20 protein-coding genes are annotated in these 20,976 nt (G+C 72.6%); 12 read left to right on the forward strand and 8 right to left on the reverse strand.

Going from position 1 to position 20,976, the window contains the following annotated elements; all coding sequences use genetic code 11:
* Positions 1 to 95 precede the first annotated feature (95 nt).
* Complete coding sequence (locus AA23TX_RS17225) at positions 96 to 2,306, reverse strand: right-handed parallel beta-helix repeat-containing protein (RefSeq protein WP_196425358.1); 2,211 nt, start codon at positions 2,304 to 2,306, stop codon at positions 96 to 98.
* Positions 2,307 to 2,460: 154 nt separating this feature from the next.
* Between AA23TX_RS17225 and AA23TX_RS17230 the strand changes: the two genes are divergently transcribed.
* The 3 genes from AA23TX_RS17230 (at position 2,461) to AA23TX_RS17240 (ending at position 5,308) form a co-directional block, all read left to right on the forward strand.
* Positions 2,461 to 2,787 carry a hypothetical protein gene (locus AA23TX_RS17230; protein ID WP_155543514.1) on the forward strand — a complete coding sequence of 109 codons (327 nt, stop codon included), beginning with the start codon at positions 2,461 to 2,463 and terminating at the stop codon, positions 2,785 to 2,787.
* Positions 2,788 to 2,914: 127 nt separating this feature from the next.
* Entirely contained in the window at positions 2,915 to 4,432 is a 1,518-nt protein-coding gene (locus AA23TX_RS17235) for a CehA/McbA family metallohydrolase (RefSeq protein ID WP_155543515.1), read from the forward strand.
* Positions 4,433 to 4,519: 87 nt separating this feature from the next.
* A complete protein-coding gene (locus AA23TX_RS17240) occupies positions 4,520 to 5,308 on the forward strand; it encodes a hypothetical protein (protein ID WP_155543516.1) in 789 nt (262 codons plus the stop codon).
* A gap of 149 nt (positions 5,309 to 5,457) precedes the next feature.
* Here AA23TX_RS17240 and AA23TX_RS17245 read toward each other — a convergent pair whose 3' ends face one another.
* From AA23TX_RS17245 to AA23TX_RS17255, 3 genes are read right to left on the reverse strand one after another with little or no spacing between them, the layout of a single operon-like run.
* Positions 5,458 to 6,483, reverse strand: coding sequence for an NAD(P)-dependent alcohol dehydrogenase (locus AA23TX_RS17245; RefSeq protein WP_155543517.1), 1,026 nt, complete (start codon positions 6,481 to 6,483; stop codon positions 5,458 to 5,460).
* Positions 6,480 to 7,154: an iron-sulfur cluster assembly protein gene (locus AA23TX_RS17250; protein ID WP_155543518.1), complete on the reverse strand. Its 675-nt coding sequence runs from the start codon at positions 7,152 to 7,154 to the stop codon at positions 6,480 to 6,482. Before AA23TX_RS17250 ends, AA23TX_RS17245 begins: the two co-directional genes overlap by 4 nt.
* 1 nt (position 7,155) lies before the next feature.
* Entirely contained in the window at positions 7,156 to 8,169 is a 1,014-nt protein-coding gene (locus AA23TX_RS17255) for an amidohydrolase family protein (protein WP_155543519.1), read from the reverse strand.
* A 163-nt stretch (positions 8,170 to 8,332) separates the two neighbouring features.
* On the opposite strand from AA23TX_RS17255, the gene AA23TX_RS17260 reads away from it, so the two are divergent.
* On the forward strand, positions 8,333 to 9,802 hold the full coding sequence (locus AA23TX_RS17260) for an AAA-type ATPase lid domain-containing protein (protein ID WP_230862548.1): 1,470 nt from the start codon (positions 8,333 to 8,335) through the stop codon (positions 9,800 to 9,802).
* 9 nt (positions 9,803 to 9,811) lie between these two features.
* On the opposite strand, the gene AA23TX_RS17265 is transcribed toward AA23TX_RS17260, so the two are convergent.
* Positions 9,812 to 11,017, reverse strand: coding sequence for an MFS transporter (locus AA23TX_RS17265; RefSeq protein ID WP_155543521.1), 1,206 nt, complete (start codon positions 11,015 to 11,017; stop codon positions 9,812 to 9,814).
* Positions 11,018 to 11,097: 80 nt separating this feature from the next.
* On the opposite strand from AA23TX_RS17265, the gene pdxR reads away from it, so the two are divergent.
* Positions 11,098 to 12,516: a MocR-like pyridoxine biosynthesis transcription factor PdxR gene (gene pdxR, locus AA23TX_RS17270; RefSeq protein ID WP_155543522.1), complete on the forward strand. Its 1,419-nt coding sequence runs from the start codon at positions 11,098 to 11,100 to the stop codon at positions 12,514 to 12,516.
* On the opposite strand, the gene AA23TX_RS17275 is transcribed toward pdxR, so the two are convergent.
* A complete protein-coding gene (locus tag AA23TX_RS17275) occupies positions 12,441 to 13,874 on the reverse strand; it encodes an MFS transporter (RefSeq protein ID WP_155543523.1) in 1,434 nt (477 codons plus the stop codon). The genes pdxR and AA23TX_RS17275 overlap by 76 nt on opposite strands.
* Positions 13,875 to 13,955: 81 nt before the next feature.
* Positions 13,956 to 14,426, reverse strand: a complete 471-nt coding sequence (locus AA23TX_RS17280) for an SRPBCC family protein (RefSeq protein WP_196425359.1) — start codon at positions 14,424 to 14,426, stop codon at positions 13,956 to 13,958.
* 159 nt (positions 14,427 to 14,585) lie between these two features.
* Between AA23TX_RS17280 and AA23TX_RS17285 the strand changes: the two genes are divergently transcribed.
* Complete coding sequence (locus AA23TX_RS17285; protein ID WP_155543524.1) at positions 14,586 to 15,101, forward strand: bifunctional nuclease family protein; 516 nt, start codon at positions 14,586 to 14,588, stop codon at positions 15,099 to 15,101.
* Positions 15,102 to 15,164: 63 nt separating this feature from the next.
* Positions 15,165 to 16,133 (forward strand): sigma-70 family RNA polymerase sigma factor, encoded by a 969-nt coding sequence (locus tag AA23TX_RS17290; protein ID WP_155543525.1) that lies wholly within the window; start codon positions 15,165 to 15,167, stop codon positions 16,131 to 16,133.
* Here the strand turns inward: AA23TX_RS17290 and AA23TX_RS17295 are convergent.
* Positions 16,097 to 16,561, reverse strand: coding sequence for a DUF2087 domain-containing protein (locus AA23TX_RS17295; protein WP_155543526.1), 465 nt, complete (start codon positions 16,559 to 16,561; stop codon positions 16,097 to 16,099). The two genes, AA23TX_RS17290 and AA23TX_RS17295, sit on opposite strands and share 37 nt — an antisense overlap.
* Positions 16,562 to 16,639: 78 nt before the next feature.
* Between AA23TX_RS17295 and AA23TX_RS17300 the strand changes: the two genes are divergently transcribed.
* Genes AA23TX_RS17300 through AA23TX_RS17320 form a run of 5 tightly spaced genes read left to right on the forward strand, consistent with a single transcriptional unit; the run spans position 16,640 to position 20,975 of the window.
* Positions 16,640 to 17,083, forward strand: a complete 444-nt coding sequence (locus tag AA23TX_RS17300) for a MarR family winged helix-turn-helix transcriptional regulator (RefSeq protein WP_155543527.1) — start codon at positions 16,640 to 16,642, stop codon at positions 17,081 to 17,083.
* A complete protein-coding gene (locus AA23TX_RS17305) occupies positions 17,080 to 18,474 on the forward strand; it encodes an MFS transporter (RefSeq protein WP_155543528.1) in 1,395 nt (464 codons plus the stop codon). Before AA23TX_RS17300 ends, AA23TX_RS17305 begins: the two co-directional genes overlap by 4 nt.
* Entirely contained in the window at positions 18,467 to 19,069 is a 603-nt protein-coding gene (locus tag AA23TX_RS17310; protein WP_155543529.1) for a cysteine hydrolase family protein, read from the forward strand. Before AA23TX_RS17305 ends, AA23TX_RS17310 begins: the two co-directional genes overlap by 8 nt.
* A gap of 9 nt (positions 19,070 to 19,078) precedes the next feature.
* Positions 19,079 to 20,725, forward strand: coding sequence for a fatty acyl-AMP ligase (locus tag AA23TX_RS17315; protein ID WP_155543530.1), 1,647 nt, complete (start codon positions 19,079 to 19,081; stop codon positions 20,723 to 20,725).
* Positions 20,718 to 20,975, forward strand: a complete 258-nt coding sequence (locus AA23TX_RS17320) for an acyl carrier protein (protein ID WP_155543531.1) — start codon at positions 20,718 to 20,720, stop codon at positions 20,973 to 20,975. The genes AA23TX_RS17315 and AA23TX_RS17320 overlap by 8 nt, the downstream gene beginning before the upstream one ends.
* Position 20,976 lies beyond the last annotated feature (1 nt).

Below are 20,976 nucleotides of genomic sequence, written 5' to 3' on the forward strand. Positions count from 1 at the left end.
CGCGGTCTCCCCTCGGAAAGCACTCCCTGTTCAGCACAGGTGTCACGCGTTAATGCCCCGGATACACCGGGTTCACACCCCGTCGGGCGGAAAAGTCAGCGTGGGCCGGCCGCGGCCATCACGGATTTCGCGGCATCCGGCCAGTTTCCGCCGGTCACGACGGTGTTGTCACTGATGACGACGTTCGTGCCGAGGTTCTTGACGACCGTGTTGTCGGTGAAGTTGCCGTGGATCCGGATGTCGTGGATGGTCGGCGTCCACATGCCGGTCCAGCGGCCGGTCTCGTTGCTCACGACGTTGCCGTAGGTGTTCCAGTACGAGCTTCCCTCGTCGTGGTAGAGCATGTTGTTGTTGTGCGGGGCGGTGTGCACCCAGTTGCCCGCGGTGACCGATTCGGTGGTGCCGTCCTGCCCGCCGAGGGTGTAGATCGGGCCACCGTCGAGCAGCGTGCGCATCACGTCGTGGATGTCGTTGCCGAGGATCCGGTTGTCGCGGGAGTAGATCGTGCCGCGGCGGCAGGCCGTCAACCCCTGCTTGGCCTGCAGTTCGCACGGGGACGCCCAGCCCCAGCCCCAGCCGAGCGAGATGCCCGAATACGGCGTTCCGGCGATCGCGTTGTGCTCGATCGTGGTCCGCCTGCCGTGGCCGGCCCAGATCCCGACGGCGTCGTGGTAGTCCTGGCCCGGCGTCGTGATCGTGTTGTCGGCGATCGTCGTGTCCAGCGTCATCCGTGCCGGGTCGGTGAGGTAGTAGTCGTCGACCTCGCCGGACGCGATCGCGCCGGCGCTGGTGTCGGTGAAGTGGTTGCGGGTGACGCGGGCGTCCTGGGTGCCGTCGGCGAGGGCCAGTCCGACCCCGCCGAGCCCGCGGAACGTGCTGCCGGTGACGGAGATCCCGCGTCCGCGATGGATCTCCAGTGCGGCGGGTGGCCGGATCGGCGCGTGCGGAGCCGCGGCCGCCCACTGCACGCCGGCCTGGTTGTCGACGTAGCCGTCGCGCGACGGCAGGGTCCACGTCGTCCCGGTGAAGGTGAGGCCGTCGAAGCTCAGGTCCCGGACCGGGCGGACCGCGTCCGGCGTGACGACGAAGGCGTCGACCAGGAACGGCCGGTCACCCGCGCTGGTCAGGGTCACGGTGTGCCGGCCCTTCGGCAGGTCCTGGACCGAGTAGACGACCTGCTGCGCGAGCCGGACGTCGCCGGCTTCGGTGTGCGGCTTTCCGTCGGGCCGTCCGTCGACGGTCGCGGTGAACGCGCCCTGGCCGGTGTTCGTCTCGGCCAGGACGTCCAGCCCGGTGCCGGTGAAGGAGTAGCTGACCGAGGCTCCCTCGGTGGACGTGACGTGCACGCCGTCCTGGTAGTCGCCGACCTGGCGGTTCGCCGACGTCGTCCAGGCGCCGCGGTAGGTCGCGGTGTCGTCGTCGACCGGCGCGAGGTGGCCGGGCGTGCCCGACGCTCTCACGAGGGTCTCGAGCAGCGGCAGCTCGACGTCGGCCTTCGCCATGTCCTGGCCCGGCAACGGGATGTAGGACAGGCGCCCGGCGCGCTTGTCGAGGTACCACTGGCCGGGCCTGGTGAGCAGCTCGTAGGCGTTCTCGACCCAGCTGACGCCGTCGAGCTTGGGGAGCCCGTTGCCGTTGAAGGGGAACTGCCGGTTGACGACCGCGGTGTTGTTGTTCCGCCAGCACTCCGGTTGCACGGTGAGCGCGGATCCGGTGCCGTCACGGCTGATCGAAGCCAGCGGGCAGCGCATCTGCTTCCACTTGTTCTCCTGGACGACCTCGACGCCCGTCTGGTTCGTCAACGCGGCGAAGGACGGGTCGGGGGTGCTGAACCCGGTCGCGGTGACCGTGAACGTCGCGGGGGAGAGCGCGGTGCGGGCGCGTTCGGCGCGGGCGCCGTCGACGAACAGCTGCCGGGTGTCGGTGCCCGCGGGGACCGCGGCGGTGTAGATGTCGCGGGCCGCGTCGGTCTTCGTGAACCCGGTGACGCGGCGGGCGCCGGTCAGCACGGGCGTTTCACCGGGAGCGGCCCGGAAGGCGATCTTCGCGTCGGTCCGCGGCACTTCGAGCGTCTTCGTCAGGCGGTAGGTGCCGCCGCGGAGGAGGACCGTGACGTCGCCGCGTTCGCGCGCCAGCAGCCGGGAAGCGCTTTCCAGGGCGCACGGCCGGTGCCACGCGCACGCCGTGCCGTGGCCGTCCGGGGCCACGACCAAGGTGCGTCCGGGAGTCGCGTCCGCCGGTGCCATGAGCGTGACGGCGGCCAGGAGGGCCGCACCCAGGGCCGTGACCAGTCTTCCGATCCGCATGACTCGTGACGCTGGCAGCTCATACATCAGATGTCAATGCGACTGAGCGGCACTCAGATGTGTCGACGTGCGGAAATCGTGATTAGACATCGGATGAATGTGCCGGTGAGCGGTATGAAGAACCGGCCGGCGTGCCCTGCGCCATGATGGCCGGATGAAACTCGGGCAGCTGGCGTCGACCGCGCGGGACCTGTTCACGGCGAAGCTCGTCTACGGCGATCCGGTCGAGCGTGACGGGACCGTCGTGATCCCGGCCGCGACCGTCTTCGGCGGTGGGGGCGGCGGCGCGGGCGACACGGACGCGCTGCCGGTGCGGGAAGGTGCCGGGTTCGGGGTGGTCGCCCGGCCGGCCGGGGCGTTCGTCGTCCGGGGTGGCGCCGTGACCTGGGTGCCCGCCGTCGACGTCACGCGGCTCGGGCTGGCCGCCGCCGTCACCGTCGTCGCCCTCGCCGGGATCCTCGCCCGGCGCGCCAAGGCTTGACCGGACCCGCCGATCGGACACTGCCTGACCGGACATCGCCGCTGCGCGCCGAAAGTTCACCGCCGGTTCTTGTCGGCGTTCGCGTTGCTCCCCTAGCGTCGGGGCGTCTTTCGATGCGGAGGTACGCATGAGTTCTGGGGACTTGAGCCGGCGCGCGCTGCTGCGCGCGAGCGGCGTGGCGGCGGCCGGGGCGGCCTTGGGGATGCTGCCCGGCGTCGCGTTCGCCGACCAGCCGGGCGGCACCGGCAGCCAGACCCGGACGGTCACGGGCACCCTGAAACCGGACGTGCCGGACTGGTACTACCTGCCGGTCGACGTCCCGCGCGGGGTGCGCCAGATCGACGTCGTCTACTCCTACGACAAGCCCCAGGTGCCCGCCGGGACCCGCGGGAACGCCTGCGACATCGGCATGTTCGGCCCGGAAGGCCACGAGCTGGGCAACGCGCGCGGCTTCCGCGGCTGGTCCGGCGGCTTCCGCGACCGGTTCTCGATCAGCGCGGCCGAGGCGACGCCCGGCTACCTCGCCGGCCCGGTCAAGCCGGGCCGGTGGCACGTCATCCTCGGGCCGTACACCGTCGCGCCGCAGGGCCTGAACTACAAAGTGGACATCACGCTGACCTTCGGGCCGGACGCGGCACCGTTCGTGCCGAAGCCCGCGCCGGAGTCCGCGCCGGCCCGCGAGCGCGGCCGCGCCTGGTACCGCGGCGACGGCCACCTGCACACCGTGCACTCCGACGGCCGCCGCACCCCGGACCAGCTGGTCGCCGACGCGCGCGCCGCCGGCCTCGACTTCATCGTCTCCACCGACCACAACACGTCGAGCTCCCAGCTCGTCTGGGGCCGGTACGCCACCGACGACCTGCTGATCCTCAACGGCGAAGAGGTGACGACGCGGTCCGGGCACTGGCCCGCGATCGGCCTGCCCGCCGGCACGTGGATCGACTGGCGCTACCGGGCCGCCGACCCGCAGGACTTCCGCCGCTTCACCGACCAGGTGCACCGCGCGGGCGGCCTGGTCACCGCGGCGCACCCGTTCGCGAACTGCTTCGGCTGCACCTACGAGTTCGCGTACGAGATCGCCGACCTCGTCGAGGTGTGGAACGGGCCGTGGACCCAGGACGACGAGGCGAGCGTCATCCACTGGGACGGCCTGCTGCGCGGCGGCCGGTTCATCCCGGCCATCGGCGACTCCGACGCGCACAACCCGGACCAGCGCGTCGCGCTGCCGCACACCGTGGTGCTCGCGGACCGGTTGCGCCGCAAGGAACTCCTGGAGGGCCTGAAGGCGGGACGGTCGTGGCTGGCGGAGTCGTCGGCGGTCCAGCTGGACTTCACGGTGTCCGGCGGCGGCCGTACGGCGGGGATCGGCGAGCGGCTCCCGGCGGGCACCGGGACGCCGGTGACGGTGCGCGCGGCGGTCGGCGGCGTGCCGGGGACGACGGTCACGTTCCTCGACCAGCTGGGGCCGGAGCACACGGAGACGATCGGCGACTCGGGAGCGGCCACGGTGACGTGGACGACGTACCCGCGTTACTCGCGGTGGGTGCGCGTCGAGGTCCGTCGCCCGTCCGGGGGCCCGAACACCACCCAGCCGAACGCGATGGTGGCGATGTCCAATCCGATCTTCCTCGGCGCCACCCACTGAACCTCCACCCGGCGCCCCGCGTCCTGCCTTTGGCAGACTAGGACGAACGGGTGAAGGCGAGGCAGAGTGCGCGGGTGTGGCCTGAAGGTGGCCCTCTTCCTGGGGGCGGTCGTGGTACTGACCGCGGGGGTCGTCGTGGCGGTGGTGCTGACGCGCAGCCCGGTGCGGACGCCGGGCTGCACGGTGGCCGTGGCCGGGCAGAACGGGTACACGTTCACGCCGGAGCAGATGGACAACGCCGCCCGGATCGCGGCCGTCGGGACCAAGCTGGGACTGCCGCCGCACGCGGTCACGGTCGCGCTGGCCACGGCGTTGCAGGAGTCGAAGCTGCAGAACCTCGAGGGCGGTGACCGCGACTCGGTCGGGTTGTTCCAGCAGCGGCCCAGCCAGGGCTGGGGCACGGTCACGCAGCTGCGCGACCCGGTCTACGCCGCGACGGCGTTCTACGAGAAGCTCGAGAAGCTGCCCGGCTGGGAGACGCTGCCGGTCACCGAGGCGGCCCAGGAGATCCAGCGCTCGGGCGTCCCGGACGCGTACGCGCAGTGGGAGCCGCAGTCCCGCGCGATGGCGGCGGCGTTCACCGGCCAGTTCCCGGCCACGCTGACCTGCCGCAACCTGACGTTGGCGCCGCCCGGCGACCTGGCGGCCGCCGCCACCGCGGAGCTGGGCACGGCCAAGCTGAGCGGAGCCCACCCGCCGGCGCAGGGGTGGACGTACGCGAGCTGGCTGGTCGGCCGCGCGGAGGCGCTGGGCGTCGACAAGGTGAGCTTCGCCGGCCAGACGTGGACGGCGGAGTCCGGCGCCTGGGCCCCGGACTCCGCCGCCGGCCCGGACCTGTCCCTGCACCAGGCCCCACCACCCCAGCCAAGCCCGTGATCGGAGGGGCATCACCCGTGTCCGGAGGGGCATCACGCGTGATTGGAGGGGCATCACGGTGATGCCCGCCCAGACACGGGTGATGCCCGCTCAATCACGCGTGATGCCCGGCTGATCACGGGTGATGCCTCTCCGAACACGCCTTCCGGTCAGGGGACCAGGATCGCTCGGCCGCGGATGCGTCCGGCGTCGAGGTCGTCCAGGGCCTCCTGGAAGTCGTCCAGCGAGTAGCGGGCCGTGTGGAGCTTCACGCGGCCCTGCGCGGCCAGCACCATCAGCTCGCACAGGTCGTTGTAGGACCCCACCAGGTTGCCGATCAAGTTGATCTCCGTCGAGATGACGTCGATCGTCGGGACGTCGATGTTCTCGCCGTAGCCGACGACGTGGTAGTCGCCCGCCCGCCGCAGCATCGCGATCCCGTCGCGCGTCGCGCCGCCCTCGCCGACGAAGTCGATCACCGTCTCGGCGCCGTTCCCGCCGGTCAGGTCGAGCACCTGCGAGACCTGGGAGCCGTCGCCTACCACGCCGTGGTCCGCGCCGATCGACACCGCCAGCTTCACCGCCTCCGGGTTGCGGTCCACGACGATCAGCTCGGCCGCCGAGATCGCCTTGAGCACCTGGATGCCGATGTGCCCGAGCCCGCCCGCGCCGATGACGACGCACTTGTCGCCCGGACGCAGGCGCCGCGCCGCTTTCGCCGCCGCGTGATACGCCGTCAGCCCGGCGTCCGCCAGCGCCGCGACGTCCGCCGGCTCCAGCGAGTCGTCGATCTTCACGACACTGCGCGCGGACGTCTTGAGGTACTCGGCGTAGCCGCCCGCGGTGTCGATGCCGGGGAACTGCGACTGCGTGCAGTGGACGTCGTCGCCGAAGCGGCACGCCCGGCACAGCCCGCACGTGATCAGCGGGTGCACGATCACCTTGTCGCCCTCGGCGACGTTCGTGACCGCACTGCCGACCGCGTGCACCCAGCCCGCGTTCTCGTGCCCGATCGTGTAGGGCAGCGTGACGCCGGACTTCTCCTTCCACTGCCCTTCCAGGATGTGCAGGTCGGTGCGGCACACGCCCGCGCCACCGATCTTCACGATGACGTCGAACGGGCCGGTGACCGCGGGCTCCGGGACGTCGGTCATCCGCAACGGCTCGTCGTACCCGACGACCTGGACCGCCTTCATGCTGAAACCTCCACAGTGGACTCGGGGTAACGGGTGCGGAGCAGCCCGCGGCAAAAGTGCGAGTTGCCTTCGATCGAGATGCGGACCGACCGGGCGAACCGTAGCCGCAGCGGGATTTCCTCGCGGGGGAACGGGGTTCCGTCGTGATCGACGAGCACCGGGGAGGAAGGATCGGACGGAAGCCCGAGCGCTTCCCGCCGCCGCAGCAGTGCCGCGGCGGCGGGAACGTCCGGCAGGTCCGCGAGGGTGACGCCGTGCAGGTCGACGTCCTCGTCCGCGCGCAGCAGCACCGTCAGCGCGCGTTCCATCGCCGCCTGGTGCGCCTTGCGCCGGAACGTCAGCCTCAGCTCCTCGAGGTCTTCCTCGGCTTCGTGGCCGAACGTCCCGCGGTAGCCGGCGTCCGCGGCGAGCCCGCGGTTGATGAGATCGGAGTCGTGGTGGTCGTCGAGCTCCACCACGACCTCGGACGTCCACGGCAGCGCGGTCAGCACGTCCTTGGCGTCCGACGCCATGAGGTAGGCGAAGTTCGGCGCGCAGAACGACGTCGGCAGTCGCAAGTGGACGGTCACCCGGGTGCCGTCCACGGTGAGCGACTTGACGAAGCCGAGGTCGGTGATGGGCTCGTCGAGCTCCGGGTCGAGAACCGCGTCCAGCGCGGTGTAGGCGTCCACGTCACGCCACCGACACGGCCTGGGTCTCGATCGGCGCGAGCCGCAGCTCCGCGGGCACCGGGATGTCGTACATCGCCGCCGCGTTGAGGCCGAGGATCTTCTTCTTCTGGTCGGCCGTCAGCGGTGCGTACTCCGGCAGGTCTTCCGGGATCTGGAAGTCCACGAACCGCTCGACCAGCCAGCGAGGCGTCCAGATCGCGTAGTCGCTGGAGAACTGGATCCGGTCTTCGTCGAGCCAGTACAGCAGTTCGCCGATGATCTGCGCGAAGTACTTCGGCCGCGTGTGGATGAACGGCATCGCGACGGCGAGGCCCGCGTGGACGTTCGGCTCCTGCGTCGCGATCCAGCAGAAGTCCTCCAGCCGGGGCAGGCCGCAGTGCTCCACGACGAAGTTGAGGTCGGTGAAGTCGGTGGCCACGTGGTCGACGTCGGCGACGTCGAAGGCGTCGCGGTCCAGCGGGCGGATCGTCGGTCCCTTGTGGACGTGGATGTTCTTGATCCCGAGTTCCTGGCAGGCCTCGAAGTACTTGTACGTCCACTTGTCGTCGAGCTTGTACCCGCGCGAGTCGCCCTGCCACTCGGCGGTGTAGAGCTTGACGCCCTTGAGGCCGAAGCGCTCGGCGTCGCGCTTGAGCTGGTCCAGCCCGGCCTGTTCGAGCCGCGGGTCGAAATTGTGGTTGTACGTGAGCTTGTCGGGGTGCTTCTGCTGGAGGGCGAAGGCTTCCTCGGTCTGCCCGAAGCCGTTGTTGTAGAACGCGCCGAGGTGGGCGGGCTGGAAGATCGCGTGGTCGACGTACCCGTCGTCGAACAGGTCCTTCATCAGCCGCTCGCCGCCCTGGTAGAGGTAGTCCTCGTACGGCCAGACCTCGGACTCGGGGCTGAGGTTGCGGTGGTAGTCGTAGAAGCAGTCGATGAACTGCTTGCCGTGGATGTTGCGCTGGTTCTCCGGCCGTGCGTCCCAGAGTGCCACGTGGGCATCCACGATGAAGTACGTCTCGCCGTCCTTGCTGTACATCCGGGTCCTCCACGTCGTCGTGTGTTGCTGGGACGGTAGGGACGTCGGCGCTGGTCAGGGACCCTTCGCGTGTCTCGATATGAGACAGCGCGCACTCCCGGCGTCCGATCGGTGGACGTACGGTGGGGGAGTCCGACGCAGAGCCGCGTCCCGGGAGGCCGAGGTGGAGAACCCGCAGGTGCAGGTCACGCGCTCGTTCGACGCGCGCGGGGCGGCCGCCATCGCGCCCCGGCTGCGGGCGTCGTGGCAGCGCAGCGAGCGGTACGGCGTGCCCGAGGACGAGGTCGTGCCGGTCTTCTCGGGCGCGGTCGACACCGGGTCACTGCTCTACGAATGCGGCACCGAGGTGCTGCGCGGCCTGCAGACGACGCTGGCCAACGAGCCGATCAGCCTGATGATCACCGACAGCGAAGGCCTGGTGCTGAGCCGGCTGTGCACGGACGCGTCCATCAACCGCTCGCTCGACCGCGTGCACCTGGCGCCGGGGTTCTACTTCGCGGAGAGCAACGCGGGCACCAACGGGCTCGGCCTGGCGCTCGCCGACCGGGCGCCGTCGCTGGTCCGGGCGAGCGAGCACTACTGCACCGACCTGCGGGGCTACACCTGCGCGGCGGTCCCGGTGCTCGACCCGCTGACCGGTGCGCTCGCCGGCAGCGTCAACCTCACGACCTGGTCGGAGCAGTCGTCGGGGCTGCTGCTGGCGCTGGCGCAGGCCGCCGCCGGGAACACCGCGGCGCTGATGCTGGCGCGCGCGTCCGGGCGCATCGCCCGGCCGACCCCGCGAGGCGAGGTCTTCCGGGTCTACGCCGACCGCGTCGACCCGGGTGACGTGCCGCGGCTTTCGCCCGCCTGGACCACCGCGGTCGCCGAGGCGCACACGGCGTTCGGCGCCGGTCGGGTGGTCGCGGTCGTCGGTGAGCCGGGCGCGGGCAAGACGGCGCTGGCGGCGCTGGCGCGGCGGGACCTGCGGCCCCGCGAGCGCCTCCTCAACGCGCGCCCGCCGGCCCCCGACGACGTCGACACGTGGCTGACGCTGTGGACGCCCGAGCTGGCCAAGGACGGCACGTGCGTGATCGTGTCGGGCGTGGAGGCGCTGCCCGCGTGGGCGGCGGAGGAGCTGGCGCGGCGGTTCGCCGAGGTCCGGGGCGGCGGGCCGGCACCGTTCGTGCTCACCGCGGTGGACGCCGGCTCGGTGCCGGCGGCGCTGCGGCCGCTGGTCGACCTGGTCGTCGAGCTGCCGGCGCTGCGGTTCCGGCCGGACGACGTCCTCCCGCTGGCCCACCACTTCGCCCGGCGGGACCGCGGCCGGGACGTCACGTTCACTTCGGCGGCGTCACGGGCGTTGACGGCGTTCGACTGGCCGGAGAACGCGAAGCAGCTACGGCGGGTTGTGCGCGAAGCGGCTTCGCGGTCCGACGTGATCGACACGGCGCATCTGCCCGCCGAGGTGTTCAGCGGAGTGGGACATCGGTTGAGCCGGTTGCAGGCGATGGAACGGGACGAGATCGTCCGGTGCCTGTCCGAGCCGGGGGCGACGGTGGTGCACGCGGCGGAGAAGCTCGGCATGGGCCGGGCGACGCTCTACCGGAAGATGGCGCAGTACGGGCTGAACGCGCGGCAGCTGAAGTCGTAGCCGGGCAGGTCAGCGCGTGGCCTGGGCCCAGCGCACCGCCGGGCCCATCGCCCAGCCCGCCGCCAGGAAGACCGCGCCCAGCAGCAGCCACCCCGGCAGGCCCCAGCCGATCACGACGGTGCTGAGCAGCACCGGCCCGATCGCGCGCGCCACCGACACCCCCGTGCCGAAGAACCCCTGGTACTGCCCCTGCCGGTCGGCCGGCGCCAGCGCGAAGCCGATTTCCCAGGTGCCGGCCGACTGCAGCATCTCGCCGAACACCTGCACCACCGCGCCCACCACCAGCACCGCGAACGCGATCCACGGCGAAGTCCCGGACGCCGACAGCGCGAACGCCACGCAGGACGCGAGGAGCAGCACGCCGGACCGGCGCACCATCCGCGCCGCCGAGCCGATGCTCGCCAGGCGTCCCGCGACCCGGACCTGGAGCAGCACCACGACGACCGTGTTGAGCACGAACAGCGCGGACACCGTCCAGCCCGGCGCGGCGGTCCGCTCGACGATCCACAGCGGGATCGCGACGCTCAGCAGCGGCATCCGCAGCAGCAGGATCGCGTTGAGCAGCGTCACCAGCGCGTAGGGCCGGTCGCGCAGCACCGCCAGCTTCGGCTCCCCGGCGCGCGGGGCCGACGGAGTCACGGCGGGCAGCGCGAGCATGAGACCGGCGGTGACCACGAAGGTCGCGGCGTCGAGGACGAAGACCGTCAGGTACGCCGGCGCGGTGTCGGCCGAGAGCGCGAGGCCGCCCAGGCCGGCGCCGACGGCGAGCCCCGCGTTGCCCGCCGACTGCAGCTGGGCCCGGATGCGCGTCCGCCGCTCCGGGTCGGCGAGCGCGGCCAGCAGCGCCTGGCGGACGGCGGCCAGACCGGTCTGGCAGCTGCCGTAGAGGCACGCGGCGAGGACGAACAGCAGCGGCGTGCGGACCAGCAGGAACGTCAGGATGGACGCGCTCGTCGCCAGCGCGAGCAGCACCGCGGAGCCGCGCGCGCCGTGGCGGTCGGCGAGGTGGCCGAGCGGCACGCCCGCGACCGAGCCGACCGCCCAGCCGAGCGTGAGGCCCAGCCCGACCTGCGCCGGCGTCAGCCCGACGATCCGCGTGAAGAACAGCACCGAGCAGGTCAGGAACGCGCCGTCGCCGAGCGACCCGGCCAGCTGGGCGGCGGCCAGCAGCCGGCCGGGGCGGGCGGGAGCGGGGCGGTCCAAGGTCACGGTCATGGGGTAACGGTAGATCGCCACTTGGCCCGATCCCAGATCCAATTCTCTCGAAACGGATTGGGCCAATGTAGGCTCGCCGGATGGACTTCCACGTCAGCCTGGCCGGGCGTGGCGACCTGTCGGTCCGGATCTACCGGCAGCTGCGCGACGCCGTGCTGGACGGCAGGCTGCGGGCGGGGGAGCGGCTGCCGCCGACCCGGGAGCTGGCGCGGCGCCTGGCGGTCTCGCGCAACACCGTCGCGGTCGCCTACGACCGGCTGACCGCCGACGGGTTCCTCACCGGCCGGGTCGGCGCCGGGACGTACGTCAGCGGTTCGCTGCCGGTGCCGAAGCCGCGCAAGGCTCCTGCGGCGCACGGGCCACGGCCGAAGGTGATCTGGCGGTCGTTGCCGGCGCCGGTCGCCGCGGTGGCGGAGGCGCCGGCGTACGACTTCCGCGTCGGCATCCCCGACGCGGCGCTGTTCCCGCTCGAAACCTGGCGGCGCTTCCTCGCCCGCGAACTCCGTGACAGCGTCTCGCACTACGCGGATCCGGCCGGGCACGCCGGCCTGCGCGCGGCGATCGCCCGCCACGTCGGCGTGTCCCGCTCGGTGCGCGCCGACGCCGACGACGTGCTCGTCACGCAAGGGGCGCAGCAGGCCCTCGACCTGCTCTGCCGGGTGCTGATTTCGCCGGGTGACCGGGTGGCCGTCGAAGAACCCGGCTACCGGCAGGCGAAGCTGCTCTTCGCGTCCCACGGCGCCGAAGTCGTCGGTGTGCCCGTGGACGGCGAAGGTCTCGACGTGGCCGCGCTGCCGTCGCGGACGAAGCTGGTGTACGTCACGCCGTCACACCAGTTCCCGCTCGGGACGCCGATGTCCCTGGCCCGCCGCACGGCGCTGCTGGCGTGGGCCGCGCGCGCGGACGCGGTCGTCGTCGAGGACGACTACGACAGCGAGTTCCGGTTCTCCGACCGGCCCCTGGAGCCGTTGCAGAGCCTGGACCGCGGCGGGCGCGTGGCGTATGTCGGGTCGTTCTCGAAGACGCTTCTTCCCATGCTGCGCCTGGGGTTCCTCATCGCACCGCCATCGCTGCAGAACGCGTTGCGGCACGCGCGCCAGCTGTCGGACTGGCACGGCGACGTCCCGGCCCAGGCGGCGCTGGCCCGGTTCGTCGACGAAGGGCTGCTGGCCCGCCACATCCGCCGCGCGACGAAGGTGTACGCGGAGCGCCACGAGCGTCTGGTGTCCACTGTGGACCGGTTGTTCGCGGGACGTCTCCGGGTGGTCCCGTCGGCGGCCGGGCTGCACCTGTGCGCCCTCGCCGACGTCGACCTGGAGCCGATCGCCGCACGGGCGGCGGCCGCGGGAGTGGCGGTCCAGACGCTTTCCGACCTGTGCGGCGGCTTCTTGGGGCCGGAGCCGGCGCCGGGGCTGGTGCTGGGCTACGGCTCGATCCCGGTGGAGAGGATCGACGACGGACTCTCGGCGCTGGACCGGGCTTGGGGCTCCACGTGGTGATCCGTGCGGCGGCGCGCGGCGATCAGCAGCCCGCCCGCCGATGTCGCCACCGCCGTACCCAGGACCAAGAGCCAGCCGTGGCGGAAGTCCGTCAGGTCCGGCGTTCCCGCGAAGATCGCCACCAGGACCGCCGTTCCCAGGACCGTTCCGATCTGCCGCGCCGTGTTGACCATCGACGACCCCGCGCCCCACCGGGGCGGTGGCAGGACCGTGCCCACCACGCCCGACAGGCTCGGCAGGATCAGCCCGACGCCGATGCCCGTCAGGAGCTGACCCGGCAGCATCGACGTCGCGTAGTCGGGCGTCGAACCCATGCGCAGCAACCAGAGCAGCACGCCCGCCCCGAACGAGACGCCGCCGAGGGCGACCACCGGGCCCGGGCCGAAGCGGTGCACGAACCGGCCGCCCAGGATCGACACCGGCACCACCATCAGCGGGCCCGGGGCCAGGGACAGGCCGGCCACCAGGATCGAGTCGTGCCAGATCGACGTCAGGAACAGCACGTTGCCGAACAGCATCGCGGCGAACCCGGCCGCGAACACCCCGGTCGTGACGCACGCCAGCCACAGCGTGGGGACGCGCAGCGCCGGCAGGTCCAGCACCGGTACGGCGTGGCGCGCCGAGCGCAGCGGTACCCAGGCCAGCGCGACGGCGGCGACCGCGAACGCGAGCAGCACCGGCCCCGAGGTCCAGCCGTGGTCGGGTGCTTCGACCAGCGCGTAGGCCAGCGCCCCGACGCCGACCAGGAGGCCGGCCGCGCCGAGCAGGTCCGGGACGCCGGTGGTGGTGTCCCGCGACTCGCGCAGCACCCGGGGCCCGGCCAGCAGCGTCAGCGCGCAGATCGGCAGGTTCACCAGGAACACCCAGCGCCAGGACGCCTCGACGAGCAGACCGCCGACGGGCGGCCCGAGCGCGGCCGCCGCCGCGCCCACGGAAGCCCAGACGCCGACCGCCATCGGCCGCCGGTGCGCGGGGAACGCCGTCAGCAGCAGGGCGAGCGACGTCGGCATGACGAGCGCGGCGCCGATCGCCTGCACCGCGCGGAAGGCGACGAGGACGGGGATCGACGGCGCGACGGCACAGGCGGCCGAAGCGAGGGTGAACACGGCGACGCCGAGGAGGAACAGGCGCTTGCGGCCGTACCGGTCGGCCAGCCGCCCGGCCGGGGCGAGGAAGGCGGCGAACAGGACCGTGTAGCCGGTGAGGACCCACGACAGCGTGGCGAGGTCGTCGCCGGGGAAGGCGGCCCGGATGCCGGGGAACGCGATCGTGACGATGAACGTGTCGAGGCTCGCGAGGAACGCCGCGGTCGACACGACCAGGAGCACGAGGCCGGGCTTCGGCGCGGTGTCGGTCATGACCCTCCTAGGTTTGAAAATGCAACCTAGTCGGACGAGGTGGGTTTCAACAAGAGACTGACCAGTTCAGGGCGACTCAGGTCACGCTGCCGCGGCCTGCTCTTCGGCACGGGCCTTCACCGCGGCGAGCGTGTGCTCGATCGACCGGACGTTGTACCCCGGCCGGTCCGCCCGCCCGGTCACCCGCGGCCCCATGAACTTGCGCACCACCCAGGCGCCGCTGCGGTACCAGTTCTCGGTCACCCGGCACCCCGTCGGTGTCGGCGCCAGCACGTACTCCCACCGCGAGACGCGCGAGCCCAGCGGCGTCCGCACGTCGAACGCGAACCGGCGCTCCTCCTCGTAGGCCACCACCTTCACCCGCGTCCACCACTGCAGCTCGCCGTTGCGGTTGCGGCCGCGGAAGCGCGCGCCGAGGCCGGGGGTGTCGAGCCAGCGGCCGCCGATGTTCTCCGGGCTCAGCTCCCCCATGCGGGGCAGGTCGGTGACCCACGACCACACCGTGCCCGGGGCGGCCGGGACGTCGATGCTGCGCGAAATCGTCGGTTCCACGTCCCCGACGGTGACAGCGCCGCCCCGGGCCGGGCAAGGTTCGCGGGCGTTGTCCGCAGCCCAGGAGAGCCGGGTGAAAAACTCCGTCGCCGAACCACGTTGCAAACGCGGTGGTTCTGGGTACCTCGCGCGCGGAGGAGTCCCTAGACGGAGGGTGCGGTGGTCAGCGTGATCCCGATCGAGGTCGTGGGGATGGCCGTTCCGGTGCCCGGCGAGGCGCCTCTGATGCTGCTCCGGGAGCCGGACGGCGCCCGCCGCTGGCTGGCCATCATGATCGGCTACGGCGAGGCCGAGGCCCTCGTGCGGGCACGTGAGCAGATCGCGCAGCCGCGGCCGGGCACGATCGAGCTGCTCGGTGACGTGCTCGCGGCGTTCGGCCAGGGCGTCGCCGCCGTCGAGCTGACCGAGGTGCGGGACGGCATCTTCTACGCCGACCTCGTGCTCGTCTCCGGCACCCGCGTCTCGGCCCGCCCCAGCGACGCCGTCGCGCTCGGCCTGCGCCAGGGTGCCCCGATCCGCGTCGCCGAAGAGGTGCTCGACGTCGCGTCGGTGCAGCTGGAGGTCGAGCAGGAAGCCGAAGGGCCCGCCGCCGACGTGCTGGACACCGAGGCCGAGGTCGCCCGCTTCCGCGCCGAGCTCGACGGCTTGCGGCCCGAAGACTTCGGCGACCTGTAAATCGTCCCGCGGCGATGAACCGCGGCCCGCCCGCCGGTACATTCCCCGACGGGAGGGGCGACGATGCAGGACTTCGCGGACCGCACCGAGCCGCACCGGCGGGAGCTGCTGGTGCACTGCTACCGCATGCTCGGCTCGGTGCACGAGGCCGAGGACCTGGTGCAGGACACGCTCGTCCGCGCCTGGAAGGCGTGGGACGGCTACGACCCGGCCCGCGCGTCGGTGCGCACCTGGCTCTACCGGATCGCGACGAACGCCTGCCTCACGGCGCTGGAAGGCCGCGCGCGGCGGCCGCTGCCCTCGGGCCTCGGCCGCCCGAGCGAAGACGCGGACGCGCCGCTGACGCCGTCGTTCGAGATCCCGTGGCTGCAGCCGTTCCCGGACGCCCGCCTGGACGACCCCGGCCTGCGCCTGGCGCGCCGGGGCACGCTCCGGCTGGCGCTGCTCGCGGCGATGCAGACGCTGCCGCCCAAGCAGCGCGCGGTGCTGATCCTGCGGGACGTCCTGGAGTTCAGTGCCGCCGAGGTGGCCGGCTTCCTGGAAACGACGCCCGCCGCGGTCAACAGCGCGCTCCAGCGCGCCCGCGCGGGTCTCGGCGACGTCTCGGCGGACGCGGTCCCGGAGCCGGACGACTCGGCGGTCGAGGCGGTCCTCGACCGCTACGTCCGGGCGTTCGAATCCGCCGACGTCGCGGGCCTGGTCGGGCTGCTGACCGACGACGTCGTGATGGAGATGCCGCCGGTGCCGCTGTGGTTCCGCGGCCGCGACGGCTACGGCCGGTTCCTCGAGCGGCTGTTCGCGATGCGCGGCCCGGACTGGCGGATGACGCGCACCACCGCCAACGGCCAGCCCGCGCTGGTCGCCTACTGCCGCGACGACGCCGGGGTGTACCGGCTGCACACCCTGCAGGTGTTCACCGTCGACCGGGGGCGCGTCGCGCACAACGTCGTGTTCGCCGATCCCTCCGTGCTGGCCCTGTTCGACCTCCCCGCGGCTCAGCCGGCGGCGCGGGCCTCCGACGGACGGCCGTAGGCGCCGCCGTCGCTGCTGCGCTGCAGCAGGCCTTCGTCGATCAGGTACCGGCGCAGCGTCGCGTGGTCGTCGTGGACCATCGTCAGCTTCTCGCGGACGTCCTGCTCGGTGTAGAGCCGGCCCGGCTCGAAGCGCTCGGCGAGGTGGGCGAGCAGCAGCTGCCGCCGCTTGCCGGAGTGCGGGATGGTGATGAGCCTGCCGCGACGGAACAGCCCGTCGAGCGGGTCGGCCGGGGCCTTGGCGAGCGCCTCGCGGAACACCTCGGGCACGGCCCGGTAGGTGTCTCCCTCCACCGTGACCAGCCCCGCGTCGACCAGCCGCTTCACGAGTTTGGCGCCGTCGGCCGGGAGCCCCGCGCAGATCCGGGCGAACAGCTGGAGACGGGCGGGGTCGGCGAGGGCGGAGACCAGCGCTTCCGGTGAGGCCATGGCGGGAAAGCCTACTCGAACTCCGGGTGCTCGTCCCGGAAATTCGACAGGGTCAACTGATAAGTCTAGGCTGTCGATATGGGCTCGAAGACGGTTCCCGCTCCGGCGGTCGCGGCCGCGCAGACGTTGCGCGTGCTCGTCGGCCGGCTGCGGCGGAAGATGATGGACGCGACGGCGGTCGGTGACCTGACGTCCGCGCAGGCCTCGGCGCTCGCCCGGCTCGTGCTCAACGAGCCGGCGACGGCGAGCGTGCTGGCCGGCGCGGAGAAGGTGCGCCCGCAGTCGATGGCGGCGACCGTGGCCGCGCTGGAGAAGCTCGGCTTGGTCCGCCGTGAGGACGACCCGGACGACGGCCGCCGTCAGCTGCTCTTCCTCACGACCGAAGGGCGCGCGTACGCGCAGGGTGCCCGGGCCTCCCGGCACGAATGGCTGGCCCGGACCCTCGCCGAGGGGCTCACCGAGGACGAGCTGGCCGTGGTCAACGAGGCACTGGCCCTGCTCGGCCGCGTCGTCGAGGCATGACGACCCGGGAGCGGATGCGCGACGGCTTCGACCGGAAGCTGCTCGCCCCGCTGATCTCCGGTGCGGTGCTCAACCCGGTCAACTCGACGATCATCGCGGTCGCGCTGGTGCCCATCGGCGTCGCGTTCGGGCAGCCGGCGTCGGCGACCGCGTGGCTGATCTCCGCGCTCTACCTGGCCACCGCGGTCGGGCAACCGGTGGCCGGACGCCTGATCGACCGCTACGGCCCGCGGCGCGTGTTCCTCCCGTCGACGGCGCTCGTCGGGCTGGCGGGGGTGATCGGCACGCTCGCGCCGAACCTCGCGGTGCTGATCGTCGCGCGGGTCGTCCTCGGCTTCGGCACGTGCGCCGGCTACCCGGCGGCGATGCGGCTGACCCGCGACGAGAGCGACCGCACCGGTCGCGACAGTCCCGCGTCCGTGCTCACGGTGCTGGCGATCTCCACCCAGACGATCTCCGTGGTCGGCCCGGCGCTGGGCGGCCTGCTCATCGGCGTCGGCGGCTGGCGCGCGACCTTCGCCCTCAACATCCCGATCGCCCTGGCCGCCTTCGTCCTCGGCGCCCGCCGGTTCCCCAAGACGGCGAGGCCCGCGCCGACGGGCTCGTTCGACCTCGACTTCCCCGGCATGGCGCTGTTCGCCGGCACGCTCGTCTCGCTGCTGCTGTTCCTGATGCACCCGGGCGCGGGGGACTGGTACCTGCTCGCGATCGCCGTCGCGGGGGCCGCCGGTTTCGCCGGGCGCGAGCTGACCCACGCCCACCCGTTCATCGACCTGCGGCTGCTCGGCCGCAACGGCCCGCTGCTGCGCACCTACGGCCGCGCGCTGCTGGCCTACGTCATCGCGTACAGCTTCCTCTACGGCTACACGCAATGGCTCGAGCACGGCCGCGGGCTGTCGGCGACCGAAGCCGGCCTCGCCACCCTGCCGCTGTTCGCGACCGGGATCCTCGTGTCGCTGCTCACCGGGCGGCGCGAAGCGGTCCGCGGCAAGCTGGCCGTCGCCGCGCTCGGGCAGCTCGCCGGGTGCGCGCTGCTGCTGACGCTCGACTCCTCCGCCGCGGTCTGGCTGCTCGTCGTCGTCGCGCTCGTGGCCGGGGTGCCGCAGGGGCTGAACAGCCTCGCGCTGCAGAACTCCGTGTACCGCCAGGCGAATCCCGACGACATCGGCGCGTCGGCCGGGCTGCTGCGCACCTTCGGCTACCTCGGCGCGATCGTCTCTTCCGCGCTGCAGGGCGCCCTCTTCGGAACCGCCGCCGACACCGGCGGGCTGCACGACCTCGCGCTGCTGCTCCTCGGCATCGGCGTGGTCTTCCTGGCCGTCACCGTGTTCGACCGTTCCCTGTCCCGAAGCACCACCACCCGACCCGAGAAAGCCGAGAACGATGCCTGAGCAGAACCCCGCGCTCGACCCGAACCGCACCGCGCTGCTGGTGATGGACTACCAGGAGGGGATCGTCGCCCAGCTGCCCGACGCCGGCGCGCTGCTCGACCGCGTGACCGCCGTCGTCGACGACGTCCGCGGGCGCGGCGCCCACGTCGGCTGGGTGCGCGTCGGCTTCGACGACGCCGAGTTCGACGCGATCCCCGAGACCAGCATGTTCGCCCCGTACGCGGCCGCCCCCGAACACCGGGCGGTGATGCGCGCCGACGGGCCCGCGACGCGGATCCACGCCGCGTTCGCGCCGCGGCCCGAGGACGTCCGGGTGCGCAAGATCCGCGTCGGCGCCTTCTCCACCACGGACCTCGAACAGCAGCTGGAAAAGCGCGGGATCACCACCCTGGTCCTCGCCGGCATCAGCACCAGCGGCGTCGTGCTGAGCACCGTCCGCGAGGCGATGGACCGCGACTACCGGATAGCCGTCCTGCGCGACGGCTGTGCCGACCGCGAGCGGGAGACGCACGACTTCCTGACCGGCACGCTGTTCCCCCGCACCGCCACCGTCGTGGACGTGGCCGAGCTGGGCGGCCTCTGGGACGTCCAGTAGGTTGCGTTCGTGCCCCGTCCGCCCGAGACCGTGCCCGGCGAGGTGCTGCGCGCCTCGATCGTGGACCGGCTGTTCGCCCGCGCGGACGATGTTCGGCCGCTGTTCACCCACCAGGACCACACCCACGACGCCGAGCACACGCTGACGTGGGCGGAGTTCGCCGCCCGCGTCCGCGTGGTCGCGGGCGGGCTGCGCCAGGTCGCGGAGCCGGGGGAGCGGGTCGCCGTCCTCGCCGGGCAGGAGCTCGCCTACCCGCTCGCGTTCTTCGGTGCGCTGGCGGCGGGCATGATCGCCGTTCCGCTGATGCCGCCGGGGAACCGAGCGCAGGCCGAGCGGCTCGGCGGAGTCCTGGCTGACTCCGGCGCACGCGTGTGGCTGACGTCGTCGGCCGCGGCGGCGCGGGTCCGCGAGTTCGGGGCACCCGGCGACCTGCTGGTGGCCGACGAGCTGACCGGGCCGGGCGCCGACCCGGTGCCGGTCGAGCCGGAAAGCCCGGCGTACCTGCAGTACACGTCGGGCTCGACGCGGGAGCCGGCCGGCGCGGTGATCCCGCACCGGGCCATCGTCGCCGCGTGCTGGCAGGGCAGCCGGGCCTACGCCGTCGACGAGGGCACGACCTGCGCGGGCTGGATCCCGTTCTTCCACGACATGGGCCTGATCCAGCTGCTGTGCCTGCCGGTCTTCGCCGGCGGGCGGGCGGTGTTCATGGCCCCGGCCGAGTTCGTGCACCGGCCCCGGCGGTGGCTGCGGCAGATGGCCGACTACCCCGCGGTGTTCACCGCCGCGCCGAACTTCGCCTACGACCTCGCGGCCGACGCCGGCCCCGGTGACGACGACCTGGACCTCTCGGACGTCCGGGTCGCGCTCAACGGTGCCGAGCCCGTCCGCCCGCGCACGGTGGAGCGCTTTCTCGAGGTCTTCGGCCCGCACGGCTTCCGGCGCGGGGCGTACCGGCCGTCCTACGGGCTCGCCGAAGCCACCGTCTACGTCGCGAGCGCGGGCGAAGAAGGTCCGCGCGGCGCGAGGTTCGACCGGGAAGCCCTTGCTCAGGGCCGAGTGGTCGAAATCGTCGACGGACAGGAGCTCCTGTCGGTCGGCCGTCCGGTCGGGCAGCAGGTGCGGATCGTCCACGAGGGACACGAGCAGCCCGAAGGTTCGGTCGGCGAGATCTGGATCCACGGCGCGAACGTCGCGACCGGCTACTGGGGCCGGGGCGACGCGGCCGCGTTCGACGCCACGCTCGACGGCGTCGGCGGCTGGCTGCGCACCGGCGACCTCGGCGTGGTGCACCGCGGCGACCTCTACGTCACCGGCCGGCTCAAGGACCTCATCGTCGTCGACGGCCGCAACTTCCACCCGCAGGACATCGAGGCGGCGGCGGGCGAGGCCCACCCGGCGGTCCGCCGCGACCGCGTCGCCGCGTTCGGCGTCGCCGACGAGGACGGTGAGGGCGCGGTGGTGGTGGCGGAATGGGCGCGCGACGCTGACGCGGACCTCAAAGAGGTGACCCGCGCGGTGCTGCGCGCGGTGTCCCGCGAGCACGATCTCACGCTCCGTGCGGTACATCTGGTCCCTTCCGGCGGACTTCCGCGCACATCGAGTGGCAAGGTCGCCCGGTCGGCGGCCAAGGCACGTTATGGTGACGTCCGTGGGTGATCACCGCGCCGAGGTCACGAAGGTCGTCTCCGACACCTTCCGGCTCGACCCGGCCCGCGTCGAGCCCGACGCTCCGCTGGAGGAGCTCGGCATCGACTCGAAGGGCCGGATCAAGCTCCTGGCGGCGCTGGAGGTCTATTACGGGGTGACGATCGACCTGGACGAGCTCGAGCGCTTCACCGACGTGGGCTCGGTGGCCGAGGTGCTCGCGGAAGCTCTGGGAACTGCAGGATCTGAGGAGAGGCGCTGAA

It is taken from the genome of Amycolatopsis camponoti (assembly GCF_902497555.1).
In the GTDB taxonomy this organism is placed as follows: Bacteria; Actinomycetota; Actinomycetes; order Mycobacteriales; family Pseudonocardiaceae; genus Amycolatopsis; species Amycolatopsis camponoti.

What these genes read in the sequence shown, in the direction of transcription:
- AA23TX_RS17225 (WP_196425358.1), bottom strand. Translation starts at nt 2,306, where the DNA reads ATGCGGATCGGAAGACTGGTCACGGCCCTGGGTGCGGCCCTCCTGGCC.
- AA23TX_RS17230 (WP_155543514.1), top strand. Translation starts at nt 2,461, where the DNA reads ATGAAACTCGGGCAGCTGGCGTCGACCGCGCGGGACCTGTTCACGGCG.
- AA23TX_RS17235 (WP_155543515.1), top strand. Translation starts at nt 2,915, where the DNA reads ATGAGTTCTGGGGACTTGAGCCGGCGCGCGCTGCTGCGCGCGAGCGGC.
- AA23TX_RS17245 (WP_155543517.1), bottom strand. Translation starts at nt 6,483, where the DNA reads ATGAAGGCGGTCCAGGTCGTCGGGTACGACGAGCCGTTGCGGATGACC.
- AA23TX_RS17255 (WP_155543519.1), bottom strand. Translation starts at nt 8,169, where the DNA reads ATGTACAGCAAGGACGGCGAGACGTACTTCATCGTGGATGCCCACGTG.
- AA23TX_RS17265 (WP_155543521.1), bottom strand. Translation starts at nt 11,017, where the DNA reads ATGACCGTGACCTTGGACCGCCCCGCTCCCGCCCGCCCCGGCCGGCTG.
- pdxR (WP_155543522.1), top strand. Translation starts at nt 11,098, where the DNA reads ATGGACTTCCACGTCAGCCTGGCCGGGCGTGGCGACCTGTCGGTCCGG.
- AA23TX_RS17275 (WP_155543523.1), bottom strand. Translation starts at nt 13,874, where the DNA reads ATGACCGACACCGCGCCGAAGCCCGGCCTCGTGCTCCTGGTCGTGTCG.
- AA23TX_RS17290 (WP_155543525.1), top strand. Translation starts at nt 15,165, where the DNA reads ATGCAGGACTTCGCGGACCGCACCGAGCCGCACCGGCGGGAGCTGCTG.
- AA23TX_RS17295 (WP_155543526.1), bottom strand. Translation starts at nt 16,561, where the DNA reads ATGGCCTCACCGGAAGCGCTGGTCTCCGCCCTCGCCGACCCCGCCCGT.
- AA23TX_RS17300 (WP_155543527.1), top strand. Translation starts at nt 16,640, where the DNA reads ATGGGCTCGAAGACGGTTCCCGCTCCGGCGGTCGCGGCCGCGCAGACG.
- AA23TX_RS17305 (WP_155543528.1), top strand. Translation starts at nt 17,080, where the DNA reads ATGACGACCCGGGAGCGGATGCGCGACGGCTTCGACCGGAAGCTGCTC.
- AA23TX_RS17310 (WP_155543529.1), top strand. Translation starts at nt 18,467, where the DNA reads ATGCCTGAGCAGAACCCCGCGCTCGACCCGAACCGCACCGCGCTGCTG.